Annotated in this window: 13 protein-coding genes; 5 read left to right on the plus strand and 8 right to left on the minus strand. The window is 59.3% G+C overall.

What is annotated here, in order from left to right; translation table 11 throughout:
- Positions 1-115 precede the first annotated feature (115 nt).
- Positions 116-892, plus strand: a complete 777-nt coding sequence (locus QNO08_RS17375) for an IclR family transcriptional regulator (protein ID WP_229968275.1) — start codon at positions 116-118, stop codon at positions 890-892.
- A 30-nt stretch (positions 893-922) separates the two neighbouring features.
- Here QNO08_RS17375 and QNO08_RS17380 read toward each other — a convergent pair whose 3' ends face one another.
- From QNO08_RS17380 to QNO08_RS17405, 6 genes are all read right to left on the minus strand, one after another.
- Positions 923-1,834 (minus strand): 1,4-dihydroxy-2-naphthoate polyprenyltransferase, encoded by a 912-nt coding sequence (locus tag QNO08_RS17380; protein ID WP_229968273.1) that lies wholly within the window; start codon positions 1,832-1,834, stop codon positions 923-925.
- A 13-nt stretch (positions 1,835-1,847) separates the two neighbouring features.
- Positions 1,848-2,750, minus strand: coding sequence for a fumarylacetoacetate hydrolase family protein (locus QNO08_RS17385; RefSeq protein ID WP_229968271.1), 903 nt, complete (start codon positions 2,748-2,750; stop codon positions 1,848-1,850).
- Positions 2,751-2,829: 79 nt separating this feature from the next.
- Positions 2,830-3,876: a zinc-dependent alcohol dehydrogenase family protein gene (locus QNO08_RS17390; RefSeq protein WP_349774915.1), complete on the minus strand. Its 1,047-nt coding sequence runs from the start codon at positions 3,874-3,876 to the stop codon at positions 2,830-2,832.
- A gap of 54 nt (positions 3,877-3,930) precedes the next feature.
- Entirely contained in the window at positions 3,931-5,094 is a 1,164-nt protein-coding gene (locus tag QNO08_RS17395) for an ABC transporter ATP-binding protein (RefSeq protein ID WP_229968266.1), read from the minus strand.
- A gap of 31 nt (positions 5,095-5,125) precedes the next feature.
- Positions 5,126-6,874 (minus strand): ABC transporter permease, encoded by a 1,749-nt coding sequence (locus tag QNO08_RS17400; RefSeq protein ID WP_229968264.1) that lies wholly within the window; start codon positions 6,872-6,874, stop codon positions 5,126-5,128.
- Positions 6,875-6,925: 51 nt separating this feature from the next.
- Positions 6,926-7,972, minus strand: coding sequence for an ABC transporter substrate-binding protein (locus tag QNO08_RS17405; protein WP_229968262.1), 1,047 nt, complete (start codon positions 7,970-7,972; stop codon positions 6,926-6,928).
- A gap of 890 nt (positions 7,973-8,862) precedes the next feature.
- Here QNO08_RS17405 and QNO08_RS17410 point away from each other — a divergent pair.
- From QNO08_RS17410 to QNO08_RS17425, 4 genes are all read left to right on the plus strand, one after another.
- Positions 8,863-9,177 carry a hypothetical protein gene (locus QNO08_RS17410; protein ID WP_284155667.1) on the plus strand — a complete coding sequence of 105 codons (315 nt, stop codon included), beginning with the start codon at positions 8,863-8,865 and terminating at the stop codon, positions 9,175-9,177.
- 277 nt (positions 9,178-9,454) lie between these two features.
- Positions 9,455-10,048 carry a hypothetical protein gene (locus QNO08_RS17415; protein WP_229968258.1) on the plus strand — a complete coding sequence of 198 codons (594 nt, stop codon included), beginning with the start codon at positions 9,455-9,457 and terminating at the stop codon, positions 10,046-10,048.
- 3,002 nt (positions 10,049-13,050) lie between these two features.
- Positions 13,051-13,710 (plus strand): ParA family protein, encoded by a 660-nt coding sequence (locus tag QNO08_RS17420; RefSeq protein ID WP_229968349.1) that lies wholly within the window; start codon positions 13,051-13,053, stop codon positions 13,708-13,710.
- 248 nt (positions 13,711-13,958) lie between these two features.
- Positions 13,959-14,198 (plus strand): hypothetical protein, encoded by a 240-nt coding sequence (locus tag QNO08_RS17425; protein WP_229968347.1) that lies wholly within the window; start codon positions 13,959-13,961, stop codon positions 14,196-14,198.
- Positions 14,199-14,310: 112 nt separating this feature from the next.
- Here QNO08_RS17425 and QNO08_RS17430 read toward each other — a convergent pair whose 3' ends face one another.
- Positions 14,311-16,134, minus strand: coding sequence for a MarR family transcriptional regulator (locus tag QNO08_RS17430; RefSeq protein WP_229968345.1), 1,824 nt, complete (start codon positions 16,132-16,134; stop codon positions 14,311-14,313).
- Between the two features lie 202 nt (positions 16,135-16,336).
- Complete coding sequence (locus tag QNO08_RS17435) at positions 16,337-16,570, minus strand: hypothetical protein (RefSeq protein ID WP_229968343.1); 234 nt, start codon at positions 16,568-16,570, stop codon at positions 16,337-16,339.
- Between the last annotated feature and the right edge of the window lie 178 nt (positions 16,571-16,748).

Raw genomic sequence — 16,748 nt, forward strand, 5'->3', positions numbered from 1 at the left:
TAGCTCGAATGCGGGCCGCTGCTAAAATACGCTAGGTTGATTCCACAGAACGATCCAGAAGATTCCATCCTCGAGAATCTCCCGACGGTTCCCACCAACGAAAGTCCGGTCTGTCATGGCAAATAAGCCGACGTATCCTGTTTCGTCCGTCGACCTCGCCCTCAGGTTGGCGTTGCTCCTGCAGCAAGAAGGTCCCATGCGCAGCTCAGATCTCGCCGATCGTATGGGGATTGCGCGGTCGACGACCCATCGGCTGCTCTCGACGCTCGTCTACCGGGGCTTCGCGCAACAGGACGAAGCCCGACGCTACAATGCCGGCCCGGCGATGCGTTCCATCGAGATGGCTACCGCGGCTATTGCCGAGCTTCGAGCCGTTTCCATAAGCCATTTGCAAGCCCTCCGGGACATGACCAAGGAGACGGTCAGCCTGCAGGTTCTTTCTGGCGCCCAGGTCCGTTTTGTGGCCACGGTCGAATCCACTCATCTCCTTAAAGTCGGCGACAGGGACGGTCTGCTTTTTCCTGCATGGGATCTCTCTGGTGGGCGCGTCTTGTTAGCCGCTCTCAGACAAGGCGAATTGAGGGAACGACTTATCCAGGCGCCAGATTTCGATGGTGAGAGCTTCGATGCCTTGGAGAAATCATTGGCCTCTGTCCGACGCCGCGGCTTCGCGATCAACGATCAGCGGAAACGGACGGAGCGCGAAGTTACGGCAATCGCCCAGCCTGTGTGTGCTCCCGACGGAAACGTTCTGGCTGCCATCTCCGTCGCAATGCCGACCTCGAGGTTTGGCCGCGACAAGATTACTGACCTCAACACACTGATCGCCAAGACCGTGGCTGACATTGAATCTGATCTCTCCGCGCGGACGGGGCAGCCCGATGCAGTCTAATTCAAGCCTGCTGAAGGCGCGGCAGCCCTGTCAGGCCAGCAGAGCCCCCGCGAAGAGTCCTGCTCCCCAAAGCAGTTCTGCCAGGCTCGTTCGTGCCAATACCGGCACCAGATCTCGTCCCTGTGCGCCGCGGATTACAGATACTCCCGCAGGGACGGCGAAGATGAGATAGACCAGGCCGAGCAATACAAGGGGGAATCCCTGCATCGCCACGATCCCGAGGCAGGCTAAGGCGATGCCGAGAAACGCCATGTAAAGCAAACGCGATTTCTTGTCCCCGATGACCCCCGCCAGAGTAATCTTCCCAACATCTCGATCGGTCTCGATGTCGCGGAGATTGTTGGTGAGCATTACCGCCGCAGTGAGGATACCGACACCAGTACCAGCTGCCAGAGTCGTCACCCACAGTCCATTGAGTGAACCAGCCTGTACATATACCACTCCGCTCACCGCGACTGGGCCGAAGAACAGGAACACCATAATTTCGCCCAGCCCTAGATAGGCGTAGGGCTTAGGCCCGCCCGTATAGGTCCAGGCTGCGATGAGGCATACAGCGCCCACGATGAGTAGCCGGCTGTCGCTGGTCACTGCGAGGATTATTCCAGAGACGGCTGCTACGGCGAGGCAGAGGATGGCGGCAAGGAGCACCTGCCGGGGAGGGGCGAGTTTGGAGGCAACGAGTCTGGCTGGGCCCACTCTTACTTTGTCAGTTCCTTTAATACCGTCGAAGTAGTCATTGGCATAGTTTGCTCCCGCCTGCACACCGATGACGGTGATCAGTGCCAGCGCCGCCTTCGGCCATGACACCGCCCCGGCTGTGGCGGCAATCGCAGTGCCGGCTAAGACGGAGGTCACGGCGACGGGTAGCGTCTGCGGTCGCGCACCGAAGAACCAATCACGAATCGAAGCAGTGGTGGTCTCTGAGCTCGTGGGGAGAGGCATTCAGTGGTCGCCTCTATGCGCTTACTGCTTGAGATTGTAAGGAGGTTTCTCTTCGACTCCCGGCTCGAGGGCGGCTGGCGTAGGGCACTGCGTGCTCAGCCGAGACAGCGACAGAAAGAGTCCCTACATTCTCGATTTCTACGACGACGGTGTCCCCGTCGATAAGGCCTCCCACGCCCTCCGGTGTTCCCGTGGCTACGACGTCCCCGGGATGCAACGTCATCACCGAGCTGGCATACGCGATGAGGTCTCGTACACCAAAGATCATGGCCGACGTATTGGCATCCTGGCGAAGCGTGTCGTTTACCCAACAGCGAAGCTGGAGATTGTCTGGGTCCGCGATTTCATCAGCGGTGACGATGTAGGGACCGAGCGGCGTGAACGTATCGTAGGACTTTCGCATGGAACGGTCCTCTGTAGACCGCGTAGTGATATCGAGAATGCAGCTGTAGCCGAAGACATAGTCGAGGGCGTTCTCGGGCCGGACGTTTTTCGCTTTTGTACCGATGATGACGGCGAGTTCGCCCTCCTGATCGGTCCGGACGTCGCTGTATGGCAAATGAATCGTTTCGTCCGGACCAATGATCGATGAGGTGGCCTTCAGGAACAGCCCCCACTGTTCAATGGTGGTGGGGTTTCCCATCTCTTCCACGTGATTGCGGTAGTTGGCTGGGGCACCGATGATCTTGGAGGGGTATAAGATCGGCGTCTTCCACTGGATGTCTCCCTGAGCCCGCGGCGCAGTGGCCAGTCGCTCTGCGGAGAGAATCGACGAGAGGTCTCCTGCTGCGATGACTCCCTGAAGGCATCCCCGACCGGTATCGCCGGGAAGATCTGCGACTAGGGCAGTGATGTCGAGAGTCTGATCGGCGACGATGAGCCCGATCCGGTTGTCATTGAATATGCCCAACTTCATGGGTTCTCCTCTGTTGTGGCGCTATGTGATTGGGCTTAGGTAGTTGCGTCGAAGAACGCACTCACTCTTCTGTGTGCTTTCAGAACACCAGTGCAGCTTTTCCATCGGTTTGCTTCGCGAAACGTTCATAACCTTCTGCAGCCTGCTCTATGGACCAGGTATGGGTGTAGAGGGCGTCCAGATGAATGTTTTTCTCCACGACGAAGCGGGCGCATTCAGCCTGGCTGACGCTGGAAAAGGTCCACGATCCCTCAATGCCGATCTGGCGCGTCGTGATCAGGTCGACGTCGCCGAATTCCAAGGCCGATCCACCGGCCAGGAGCAGGATTTTCCCCCAGGGCCGGAGGGCATCGATGCCCTCCGACCTCGCCGATGAGACGCCGGATGTCTCGATGACATAGTCGGCCCCTCTCCCCCCGGTCAGGTCCCTGAGCGCCTCCGCGGCATCAATTTTGTCGGGGTTCAGGACCACGTCCGCGCCTATCCTTTTGGCTAATTCCAAGCGTTCCGGATTGACATCGAGTGCAATAACACGGGCCCCCAGACCGGCAGCGATCTGGCTTGTTGCCAGTCCGACCGGCCCTTGGCCAAACACTGCGATGGTGTCCTTGCCGGAAGGATTGACGCGCATGAGTGCTTCAAAGGCCGTACCAGCGCTGCACGATATGGCCGCCCCCGCCAAGAAGGAGAGGTCCTCAGGCATGGGAATGACAGTCGCTGCCGGTACCTTGAGGAAGGGCGCATGTGCACCGTGGTCAGTCATTCCGTACATCCGGGGCATTTGTGTCTCACACATCTGTGGCCACCCGATGCGACAGTGACGACAGCGGGTACAGCCCCAATAGTGGTGCACCATGACTCGGTCCCCGACGGATGCCAAGGCAGGATCCACGGATGGGCCGACCTCTGCCACCACGCCACAGGGTTCGTGTCCGGCGATGATCCGACCACTGGGCGATGCGACGCGTGGATGTCGATTCACCCCGGGCGCTGCTCGGTAGTGATAGAAGTGCAGGTCACTTCCGCATAGCCCCGAGGCCTTGATCTCGATGACGACTTCTCCGATTCCCGCCACAGGGTCCGGCACATCAATGAACTCAATAGTGCTGTCGCCAGGGAATACCACACCGCGCAAGATTGACTTCCTTTCATCGCTCAGACCTTTTCGGGATCGAATTCCTTAAGCCATCGGCTTGAGCGCTCGAACATCACACGGTGAGACTGCCATCAGCGCTCTCTCGCCGATCGGCAGCGGTTTGTCACCGATCTCGAGGTGGAGGAAGGAACGGGAGCCGATCGAAAAATGGGTGTCGGTGAATGATCCGAAGAAGTGTGAGCTCTTGATGGTCCCATCGAAGAGATTCACCTCGTCGCTGTTTGGACTGCTGAATCTCATGCGGTCCGGGCGACAGACTGCAACACACTCGTCGCCGACAGTCAGGCCGTCCTCGGCCGACCCGGCGACAATGTCGCCTATTTCTGTTCGGACCGTCAGAGCGCCCTCGTCGGTCGTGGAGATGATGACTCCCCCGATTTCGTTGAGCTTCCCAACAAAGCGGGCCACCCGCACGTTCGCCGGCTGTAAGTAGACCTCGCGGGGCGTCCCGAGTTGAGCAACTTTGCCTTTGTCAATGACGGCGATTCGGTCAGCGATAGCCAGTGCTTCTTCTTGATCGTGGGTGACGTAGATCGCTGTGAAGCCCAGCCGCTGCTGCATGGAGCGGATCTCCGCCCTGAGCTGGTCTCGGACGCGTGCATCGACATTGGACAATGGTTCGTCGAAAAGGACCAATTCAGAGCCGCGGACAAGCGCGCGAGCTAAGGCCACTCGCTGCTGCTGGCCACCGCTTACCTGCGTTGGATACTGATGCGCCAATTCTTCGATTCCGACAAGAGCGAGAACTTCCATGACCCGCTCCTTTATCTCCGAACGCGATGGCTTCGGGCGTTCTGTAGTCAGGGGGTACGCGACGTTATCGAAGATGGTCATGTGGGGCCACAAGGCGTATGACTGAAAGATCATGCTTATGTTGCGGCGCTCCGGCTGAATCGCAATCTTGTCAGCGGAGGAGTACCACACCTCCCCGTGGCTGTCGATAACCCCGCTGTCTGCATGCTCCAGGCCCGCGATTGTGCGTAGAAACGTACTTTTGCCGCATCCACTGGAACCCAACAGGACGAGGAACTCTCCACGGGCCACCTCCATCGAGGTGTTAGCGATCGCAGATACAGTCCCACCGCCCTTGCGTTGGAAGACCTTGTTGAGATCACGAATGCTCAAAGTGGGCTGTGTTGCGTTCGCAGTATTCATCGATGTCTTGGCCGTGGCCGCTACGACTGTCATGGAAGGCACTCCTCAGGGCTGGTTGTAGGTTTCAACGATTCCGCCGACGCTGCAGGGCGGCGGTGGTGCCCAGGGCGAGGGTCACCATGGTCATGGATACGAGCGTTACAAACAAGGCGAGAGCTGCGAGTTCTGCATAACCCCCCCCGCCCTGGTAAATGCCGAGGAGACGGAATCCGATGACTGGAGTCTGGGTACTAGCCAGGAGAACCGACATTTCCACGTCTGCCATGATGCGAACGAACATTAAGGCCCAGCCGGCCATGAGACCGGGCATCATTAGCGGCAAGTAGACAGAACGGAAGGTGCGCAAGGGGGATGCCCCGGACAGAGACGAGGCATTCCCCAGTTCTCGACCGATCTGCCCGAGGGCCGCCTCGGAAGTAATGGATGCCTCAGGCATGGAGACGATGAAAAATCCAACAATCAAGATCAGGGCTGAACCGCCCCAGTAGAACGGGGTCCCGCCGAAGGCGAGAACGATGCCAACCGCGATGACGATGGGCGGGACCGCAGCGGGTACCTTTGCGATAGTGGCAGCTGCCGCCGACAAACGACCGGGTGATGTAACCGCCGCCCAAGCCATGCAAGCCCCGATCAGGGTGGTGACGGTTGCAACCACGACGGCGAACGTAAGGCTGTTCAAGACTGCATCGAGGTTCGCTGCTGTGGACAGCACTTCGAACAAGGGCGTCAGGGATAGTTCTCCCCATCGGGGCTTTCCCCAGAACCCATTCAGCGTAACTAGGACGAGTGCGCCTAAGGGGAGCACGACAGCCCCCGCCAGATAGAGGAGCATGAATGCTCGGGCCCAGTTTCGTAGTCGACCCAGCTTAATCCGCCCCGTGCCGGCACCCTTTTCCCCGAGGGTCGCCGACCGCCGCCCGCCGAGGGACTTCTGCTGCAGTACCCAGATAATGCCTAGGGCTACCAGAATGACGGAGCTGAGACCGAGGGCAGGTGCCGTTTCAGCTGGGTAGGTTTCCGTGAGCAGGTTGACGATTTCCACTGAGATAAGTTTGATCCCCCCCGGTTCGGCTAGGACGACAGGTACTGAGAAGATAGCGAAACCGAACCAGACTGCCAGGAACATGCCACTCAAGAGACTCGGCCGCAGCGCGGGCAGAGTCACCCGTCTCAGTGTCTGGATAACGCCTGCGCCACTCATGCGAGAGGATTCCTCGAGCCTAGAGTCGAGATTGCGCAGTCCGGCCGAGACGACCAAGTACACGAAGGGAACGAGAGTCAGCGTGTACACGCCGATGACGGTGTAGTAGCTGTGGACCGAAAAGGGGCCCGTCTGGATATCCGTCCCAAAGAATGTGTTGAGGATGCCCCGGATCACCTGGTTGATGTACCCAGCTTCCGTAGAGAGCAGCAGTAACCAGCCCACGGCTGTGGCGATACCGGGCATGAGGAAATTGACGATGGGAAGGATATCGGTGAGCAGGCCCATCCTGGCGTCAGTGCGCTCATTGAGCCAAGCGAAGACCGATCCAATGACCATGGCCAGCGCCACGGCGCTGACCACGACAACCCCGGTGTCGAAGAGAATCTCGCCCAGTTCCGGTAACGCAAGCGTTTCCGAAATGGCTGCCAGGCTGAGCTTCCCGTCGACCCAGAAGATTCCAGTCAGCACTCGGAGAAGTGGGTATCCAATGAGCAAGCTGACAACGACGCTTACAGCTAGGACGACGATCTTGGCCGGCGCAATCACCTGTCGGCGTCGTACGCTGACCGGCGGGGTGGTGTCAGGTTTGGGTGGGGTTAGGAGTGTCACGTCGCCGCGCCTTTCAACTATGTCCGATAAACCGAGGGAACCAATGCGATGTCACTCGCCGCCCATCGCGTCAATGACGCTCTGCATACCGTCTTTCATGTAGTACTCGAAATTTGGTGGGAAATAATCAAATTTCAAGTCCAGGTAAGCGGCTGCGTATCCGTCGCTGATGCTCGCGAGGACTTCGCTGGCTTCCGGAGAAGTGACGTACTGCGCGAAGAGCTTTTGTGCATTCGCATTCGCCGGTTCTGGGTTGAGGGTGTAGGCGAAGGCCGGTCCCGTCACTCCGCTCTTAGGCCAAATGAAGTCAAGTGGAGCGCCCTTTTCCTGGGCGGCGCCCACGACAACGGGGCTAGCGAGGACTTGGATCTGATGTTGTCCGGCCCCCAGCGCCTCGGTCAGCGAGACCATGCCGCCGTCATTCTCGACGATTTCCTGAGGCCTGAGTCCTTCGATCAGTCCGTCAACATGGTCCGAAAGCGTGCCCAATAGTGGCGGGTAGCCAGAGACAACTGCGGCAGGTCCGGTCATCTTGCTCTTCCACTTGGGGGCGGCCAGATCCATCCAATCCTTGGGTCGGTCTTGTTCGCTGACCAGGTCTGTGTTGATTGCTATACCGATGCCCTCAGAGATGAACGGAGTGCCAGAGATTCCGCTGGAGTTAGCAACCCATTCAGCGGGAAACTCGTCAGACAAGTACCCTGCTTCCTCGAAGGAGGTAATCAGCCCTTCCTCCAACCCAGCCGCGATAAATTGGATGTCCGAGTGGAGCAGGACGTCCGCGGTGCTGGCTCGGGACTGCTTTTCGGAGGCGTACCGTGACGAAAGGTCCGGACTGGTGGAACGAAGAACATTTACCGAGACGCCATACTCCGCCTCGAATCCCTCAGCGATCGCTTCGCACGCAGCCGGAGCAGCTGCGCAGTAGAACGAAAGCTCCCCGTCGGTAGCCGCAGCGATCAGCTCTTCTCCCTCAAGGAGTACATCTCCAGCCGCAATCGTGGGGCCGGCATTGCTGCCCGCACAAGAGGTTAGTGCGGTAGCGCCCACTGCCGCTGTAGCCATCAGGGAAACGATTCGCCTCAACGTTGAGGTCATGGGGATACCGCCTTGCTGGGAAGGGTTCGAAAACCAGGTTACTTAGGGGGCCAAAGCTAGGTTCTGACCTTCAGGACGGACAAGACAATTCCACATGCAGGAATCCTCCATACTTTTCGGCCCATAGATCTTCCATACTTTAAATTGGAACAGTGAGAGCTGTTGAACTGCACTGCCCGCTCGCTTAGTATGCATTGCGTTTGACCCGGAGTCGTCCTTTCCCTCCCCTTCACGGGTGCAAGTTTTTCCGCGCTGCCCAACCGAGGGCATTCGCACGCTCGTGGGTGATTCTCCTGCTAATGCCGAGCACGGTAGTTGTAACGGTGGAGGCGAGGGGATGCAGAGCTCCGCTCCACTCCCGCATTTGCCCTGTGCCTCGGCGCCTCCGTAGGGAAGCACTACGGCATTTCGTACTCAGTGACGATAGTTCCCATGCCTGGCTATGTGCCTCAGCTGCCAGGCGTCTTCCCTGCTGGGCTGATTCTCGTCAAGAGCCAGACCGTGGCTAGCCCGGCTATGCTCTACCGATGCGAGCCTGAGTTTATCCATAATCCATGCGGAAAATGTTGCTCGGGTCGCCCGACATGACATCCGGTCCACCTCGCTGAGGACTGAGCCGCGGGCATGTGCCGAAACCGGTATTGACGTTTCGCTTCGCATGCAGATCGGCTAGGAACTGGGCCGACGATCAGCCTTCTCGGGGTCGTGTCTTACAACCACGGGATCCAAGACGAACACCTTGAGACAACGTCCAAACGGAATCCCAGGCCAAAGTGTCTCCGCCCGCGTCGCCTGCGGGAATCCCGGACATGGCAAGGGAAATCGACCAGCCGCACCAAAATCGCCGCAGGGACCCTGGGGATTCTCTAACGGGAGGGGTTATCGGGTTCGTGGCAGCGCCAACCTCGGATCCGGTCACTCACACCAATTTCATCACCGAACCCGCGCCGCCCATGCCGGAATCCTGTCAGAGCGCTTTCCGGGAAGCCGAAGAGGCCTTCCTTGACTTCGAAGAATTTACGGCTGTCGTCGGCGATGCCGTTGTGGCGACCGATGGGAAGGACTACTTGATGAGTCTTTATCAGGACGGCATAACAGCTCAGAAGACTCTTACCGGCGCAAGCATCCGAGAGTACGTAGAAGCCAACGTCCTCTACGAAGAAGAAGCCGGGCTGGACCTGCCCACCGCAACCGGCCTTGAGTAACCCCGAATCTGCCGCCGCCCACATGCCGGACATGGATGCTAAACAGACACTACTTAGGTCAGCGCCCCCGGTCGCCGCCGCGTTTTATCTCTCGTTGGTAGGGGACGGCTGAGTTGGCAGGTGTTTGGCCGCTGTGTCCAGCTAGCGGAGGGTTGGGGTTTGTGACACCGTTGAGCGCGACTTTGTGCGGGTCAAAACCTATGGGGTCATCCATCATCATTTTAGACCTCCCGGCGCCTGAAGTTAGGGCTCCCGGAAGCAGGTATGATCTGCTTTCGTGCCGATCGACGGCCATAAGTCTCGAAAGGCCACCATGGAGAACCGTCCGGACACTCAACCACCGCCACCTGAACCCAACGGAGCGCCTGCACCTCAGTTCGTTTACCTGCAACCGGGACAGCAGGCCGTCTATGTTCAGGCACCGCCCGGCCAGCCAGCGCCGTCCATCTATTACCAGAAGCCCTACAACGCCCCGGTTCAGCGTCCGCCATCCTCCGGCCTGCGTATAAGTGCCGGAATCTTCGGAATCATCCTCGGCTTCTGGAACCTGCTCATGCTCGTTGCGATGCTGTTCACGATCTCCAGTTACACGCCCCCGTTGATTGGATTCCTAATCTTTTTCCACCTGATTGGGACCCTTGCAGCGTTGACACTCGGAATCATGATCATGGCCAAGCACCGCCGCCGGTCCTGTGAGATCCCCACGATGCTGCTCGGATCGACAGTCTGGCTGATCACTATCGACGCCTTCATGGCTTGGAACAGTTGGTTCCCGGGAGCTGCTCTCTTTACCCTCGCCGGAGGGCTCCCGACCGCAGTATTGGGCATCATTGTGCTCGCCCGGGAAGCTGCAGCCGCCAAGCAGAAGTAACACCGTTCAGCCCGCCGGCATCATTAGTCCTACCGGCGGGCTTTTCTGTACCCGGGGCCAAGAAAAAGAAGTAAAGGCGCGGGCCCCTGACTGCAACGCCTTCGAGCTACTCCCCGGATCAAACGGGCATGGGTAACGAGACATGCTTCGCCGGTGTGTCCCGTCTCAGTCATGGGTCTGGTTCCCTGCCCCTCCCCCGCACCGCTGATTACAGGAATGCCTGGATCGTCAGGCCGGGTGGCGTCCTTTCCAGCGCGAACTTTCGGCCTTCCAGACTTTCAGCGTGAGGTAACCAAGTAAACCGGGAAGCTCCCAGCCCAAACACAGATTCTGTTACTCCCAGACTCCCCACTTGGCACAGCGAGAGCTGGTGCGTTTGTGATCCAAAGGACTCGCCAAGGGTGGTGTTGTCACTTCATCATCTCCGCGTACTTCGTTGACTAACAGAGTCTGTGAGATCGACCCGTGCGCAGGCCCGTGTGATCGCAACTACTGTTTAGCAGCTCCCGATCAGTTCCCCATGCCCGAACTCGGACGCCTGCCTCTCAATGCCAGGACATGCCGCAATATCGCGAGTATCGGGTCGGAATGGCCGGCAACTGTGGAATTCTCGGGATGGCCACGCACAGAGTCCCGTACTAAGGTCCCGTAGTCACGAACCGATTGCGCACAGTGGCTACCGGCATACGAGCCTTCACAACGATGCTTGGGGGACCTTGTCAGCCGACCCAGAATCTGCTTGTCACGAACTCACAGAGGCACTGGTCTGCGCAGCGGAACGGAATATCGGGAGCGTTCAGTCAGGGCAGCTTCCTCTTGCTCCACTCCCCTGAGATTTCATGGTTCGACAGGGCGTACCGCACTCCGGAACCGGCGACAACGAGCATGATTGCCTAACTGAACGCACTATTGACTCACAGACTGACAGACTCTGTTTGTGGATACCTTAGCCGGGAGGGACCTTCTCCCCCGGATATACAGGCCAACGGACAAACAGACTGTACTCGGGACGTCGCGTTCGATTGGAAGTAAGTCTGGGACTCTGAGCCTCCGGTACTCGGCAGTTTCGGCGCCGTTCTGGTAGCAGCCACCCCAGGTCGGCCTCTGAATCATAGAGTCCGTGAGCTTCGTAAGTGCAACCGCCGCCGGCGGCTGGCGTCACTCAGTGACTCACTGAGTCCCATACTCACAGAATCTGCGGGTGAACAGAGTCTGTAACTCCGTGACTCCCCGGCTGCGTTTTCGGTGGCCGGCACTGCTCCGTGACTCACTGAGTTCCATACTCACTGAGCCTGGCGCCCGGAGCCCGTCCTTGCTTGCTTACTTCATTGAGTCGCGGGCATTCCTCACCCTCGAGAACACGGGTTCAACCTCAGCCAGCACCATATCCGTTGTTCACGGACTCTGCGACTCTGTGACTCTGTGAGATCACGAGTATGCACTTACTGGCCTGACTTCGTGGGATGTTCACCCAGGCCTCCCTGCACATCCACCTGGCTGCATTTCGATCGCCCGAATCTTGATGCATCTGTACGACCCCGGGGAGTGGGGGCACCAAAGGGCGCGTTGACCAACAGAGTCTGTAACTCCGTGACTCCCCGGCTGCGTTTTCGGTGGCCGGCACTGCTCCGTGACTCACTGAGTTCCATACTCACTGAGCCTGGCGCCCGGAGCCCGTCCTTGCTTGCTTACTTCATTGAGTCGCGGGCATTCCTCACCCTCGAGAACACGGGTTCAACCTCAGCCAGCACCATATCCGTTGTTCACGGACTCTGCGACTCTGTGACTCTGTGAGATCACGAGTATGCACTTACCGGCCTGACTTCGTGGGATGTTCACCCACGCCTCCCTGCACATCCACCTGGCTGCATTTCGATCGCCCGAATCTTGATGCATCTGTACGACCCCGGGGAGTGGGGGCATTGAAGGGCGCGTTGACTAACAGAGTCTGTAACTCCGTGACTCCCCGGCTGCGTTTTCGGTGGCCGGCACTGCTCCGTGACTCACTGAGTTCCATACTCACTGAGTCTGGCGCCCGGAGCCCGTCCTTGCTTGCTTACTTCATTGAGTCGCGGGCATTCCTCACCCTCGAGAACACGGGTTCAACCTCAGCCAGCACCATATCCGTTGTTCACGGACTCTGCGACTCTGTGACTCTGTGAGATCACGAGTATGCACTTATCGGCCTGACTTCGTGGGATGTTCACCCACGCCTCCCTGCACATCCACCTGGCTGCATTTCGATCGCCCGAATCTTGATGCATCTGTACGACCCCGGGGAGTGGGGGCATTGAAGGGCGCGTTGACTAACAGAGTCCGTAACTCCGTGACTCCCCGGCTGCGTTTTCGGTGGCCGGCACTGCTCCGTGACTCACTGAGTTCCATACTCACTGAGTCTGGCGCCCGGAGTCTTCCGCCCTATGCCTCTAAACCGCGGGCATCCCGCCTCGCTCCCGAGTACAGGGTTCATAACGGCCCGTCATCATGAACCTAGTTAATGGCTCACAGACACGCGGACTCCGTGAGTTTCCATGTCTGGATTGCATGCCAGGTTGTCTGAAATGTTCATCTTGGACCGTCCGCCCCAGCGTATTCAACTTACTGCATTGCACGCTGCAGGTCAGCGATTGACCCCATAACGCCGTGAGTGCCCGGCCCGAGCGCAGTTGTGACACGACGATCGCTGTAAATCGAGATGCATCTGTACAACCCCGGGGGAGTGGGGACATCAAACGGCGACTTTACTAACAGAGTCTGGAAGTCTGTGACTCCCCAACTTTGGTTATCGGTGACTCTGGCACTCAAAGACGAACTTACAGACTCTGCGTGTCACGGACTGAAATCCCATCAAATTCAGTAAATGGCTGATAGCTTGGGCTCAATCGCATGCCGGCGACCACTGGATTAGCAGTTCCCATCTTTTGTGAACCCCGCTCAGTTAGAGCGTGGACCCATTCCTTCGTCGTCGGCGCCCAGCAGCTCAATGACAGAAGGAAGCATCAATGAGGGTCGTCGCCGTCATCAACCAAAAAGGTGGTGCAGGTAAGTCCACCACGGTGATGAATCTGGGCGCCGTTGCGGCGGAGCATTCCAAGGTCCTCGTCGTTGACGTCGACCCCCAGAGGTCCGTGACGACCTGGGCTGAAACCGCAGACCAGCTCCCAGAGAGCAAGCAGCTGCCCTTCGACGTCGTCAGTGAAACTGATCCCTCTCTGCTCAAGCAGATGCGTGATCTCGACTACGACACTATCTACGTGGATACCCCGGGAAATCTGGACAATGCAGAAGTCCTGAAAGCCGTCGTGGACAACTCTGACTTCGTCCTGCTGCCCAGCGAGCCCACCGCTCTGGCCATGCTTCCCCTGATCAACACCTTTAGCTCCATCGTTCAGCCCAGCGGCTTGGACTACCGGGTTTTAGTCACACAGGTAGATTCACGCTCCATCAGCGACGCGACCGAGGCGCAGGAAACCCTGCGGGAGTACGGGTTGAAGGTCTGCAAGTCCTTTGTCCGCTCATACAAGATTCATGAACGCGCTCCCATGACGGGCAATGTCGTCACTACATACGAGACAAGCCGGAACGCGGAAAAGGCAGCCGGGGACTACAAGGACGTCGCCCGGGAGTTGCTGAGCATCTGGGTCAACGAGAACAGGGGATAGGGACCATGGCCGTCAAAAGAAGTTTCAAGGACATGTTGCCGCCCCCTCCCGCCGTACCTGCGACGACATCGATCCCACAACAGCCGGAACCGCAGGTCTCACCACCGGCTGCGGTCCAGCCGCAGGTGGGCCCAAACGGCCAGCCGGTCAGGCCACCGGTCGCGGCCAAACCGGCTCCGGCAGCTGCTCCCGTACAGGCGACGCAGCAGGCGTCTGCCGCGGGGGAGGAAGACCTGCCAGCAGCTTCGGTGCGTCCCCACTACACACAGCTTGTCCGCAAGGAGCTGCGGGTTTTCCAGGACCAGGCCATGGACCTGAAGATCCTGACCATGACGATCAATAACTCCAAGCTGGGCATGGGGGAGCGGATCACGGATAACACCCTGGTCCGGGTGGCCATTGATCTGCTGCTGGAGCGCAAGGCAGATCTATCGGGCACCACGGAGAGCGAACTGCGCGACTCCTTGAACCTGCCGCCGCGGTATTAGGGACGCGCCGTGTGCCCGGGCACCGTTCCTCGGCTGCCGGATTGGAACATTTCCTGCCCTGTTCCACAGGCCGGGAAATACCAGACTCACGGACTAACAGAGTCTGGTGGTCCTAGCCGGCAGCTTGGAAGGCCAGATCGGCCAAGGTCAGGTCATCGGGGGGGCCCTCGAAGTCCTCCCACGGATAATCATCCTCGGGTGCTGGTAGGAGTGGCACGACGTTGGAATGGCGGGAGAGCCAATCGCGCCATTGGGCGCGCTGGATCCGATAGGTGTGGATCTGCGCTGCGACGGCCTCGAGGACCCCGAAGTATTCGGCCAAGGTGTTCAGCGAGGTGGCGGCCACGACGGACCATCCGGCGTCCCGGGAGGCCAGGTTCCAGGCTGCAAGCATTTCCAGTGCCTCGGTGGCTGCCGTCCGGGACAGTCCGGTGGTTCGGACGACTTCCATGGTCGAGAGGGGGACAGGGGAGTTCTCCAGCGCCTCGTACACGAAGGCCGCCGGCAGCCCCAATTCCCTAAAGACCGGGCGCAGGGCATGCACCTTCCCCTTCTTCCATGGCAGCTCCTTCACGGCCTTCAACGTGGTTTCCGGAATGGTCAGCATGTAAAGATCACCCTTGGTGCCGCGGCCGGCTTCGATCAGGACCACCAACGGATCCTTCTCGGAACGCAAGCCGCGCAGGTGGAAACCAACAGTGGTGTGGTCCATACCGGTGGCCACGGCCAAGGCCCGGTCACCGAACTCAATGTAACGGCTGGCACTCTTGTGGGCGGCTTCCCCCAGGGCGCGCAGCACCATCCTCCGCGCCAGTCCTATCCGGGTCTGGTACCGGTATTCCACCAGACGTAGAGCGTTCCGCCAGGAACGGATGAAGCGATGCTCGTTATCGTCGGTAAGGATCACCGAGTTACCACCATGTAAGCCCCCCGCCTGTGTGGGGGGCCCGCTTGTGGGGGAGATACGGACATTGTTCTTTCCATGTGGTTGATCCTGGTTTCTTTGTACGAAGCTGAGGGCATTGCGCCAGTCCCGCTGCAGTGCCGCGACCCGGTGACGGGCCGGATAGCGTGCATAGAAAGAGGCTAGTCCGGGCCAAAGTCCCTGCTTCATCCGGCGTTGGACCTCGGTAAGTGCCAGTCCTGCGGCGACTGCGCCGGCGATGACACCCTGGCGTGCCTCGGAGTCGGATTGGTACCGGTTCACCTCGTACAAGCCGGTGACGGCGATGCGCTGCATGGCACGGGAAATCCGCAGGCTCTGTTCGACGCCGGCCGGACCGGGGGATTCCAAGGCGGCCGGGGTTGCCTGCTCCAGCCGGTAGGCGCGGGCGGCAGCGATGTCCCGGGCCAGCTCGGCTGTGAGTGCTTTCCATACGTCTGCGCTGTTCCGTCGGCGGGCGACGTCGTAGGCCATGGACAGGCTCATGGCCAGCATTTGGTGTCCGCCCCGCTTGTGGGGGCTGCCTGGTGTCCGCATACAGCCGTGCAGCAGGTTCTGGTGCGGGGTTTTATCCAGGGTCCTGAAACGGGTCCCGAGCGCTTCAACGAGATCACGGGCCTCGGAGAAGCTCACCCGTTCGGCCAGGGGGATGTAGAGATGGCGGCCGCCATTGGGGGAGTAGTCCTCAATCCAGCGGCCGCCGACACTGTGCAGTAACGACTGGGCGGTCCGGACGTCGGCTTCGACCCAGTCCACTCCGGCGATGGAGGAGTCAAAGTCCAGGAAGATGGCAGCGCAGGTTCCGTCCTTGCCGAAGATCCGCACGGCTGCCGGATGGGACGGCAGCCCCGGCGTCAGGTCGCGCTCAAAGCGCTGCGGATAGGAGCGGCCGCCATCCTTGGACAGGCGCACACGGGGCTGTCCAGCAAGCAACGGAGCCAGGGACGACCAGAGCTGCGAGGGTTCGTCTCGCGACGTGGGCACGCTCGACACGCTGTGACTCTGTGAGTCTGGCAGTTCGGGGGCAGGCTGATGTACGATGGTGTTATTCCCCTAACGGAATGAAAAAGGACCGGCTCTCCCTAACAGGAATGACGGTTGTAAAAAAAATCGACTTTCGACCTGCGTCGCCGGCAAGCTTGTCAGGCGAAAGTCACATACTTCGAAGGCCCGCTATCCTGCGGGCCTTCTGTATTTAAGCGATACGGCTGATCGGAAGTTCCTCCTGCTGCTGGTGGATTCCATCCAAATCGGTGTTCTCGATACGCTCGGCCACAACACTGGCCACCCAGTCGCTGACGTACCTGTAGCCTTCGGCGGCAGCGATTTCACTGACAACTTCCGCTTTGTCGGTCGCCAGACGGAAGCCAATGAGCTTACGGTCTCCCTTGGAGCGGCGCCCAACACGCTTCGGTCCTTCAGTGGTCATGATCTTGTCCTTACATATCCGGCCCCTGGGGGAGGGCTTTCAGTCCATCTCAGTCTGAACAACATCGGCTGGACGGGTGGCCCAGGATGATCTAAAACTGTTTCCGATATCTAAAAACTATCACCGGGCCCCAGCCACCTCCCGGATTAAGGGAAAACAGAAACTCCATCGTGTCGCG

Origin of the sequence: Arthrobacter sp. zg-Y820, assembly GCF_030142155.1 — a bacterium.
In the GTDB taxonomy this organism is placed as follows: Bacteria; Actinomycetota; Actinomycetes; order Actinomycetales; family Micrococcaceae; genus Arthrobacter_B.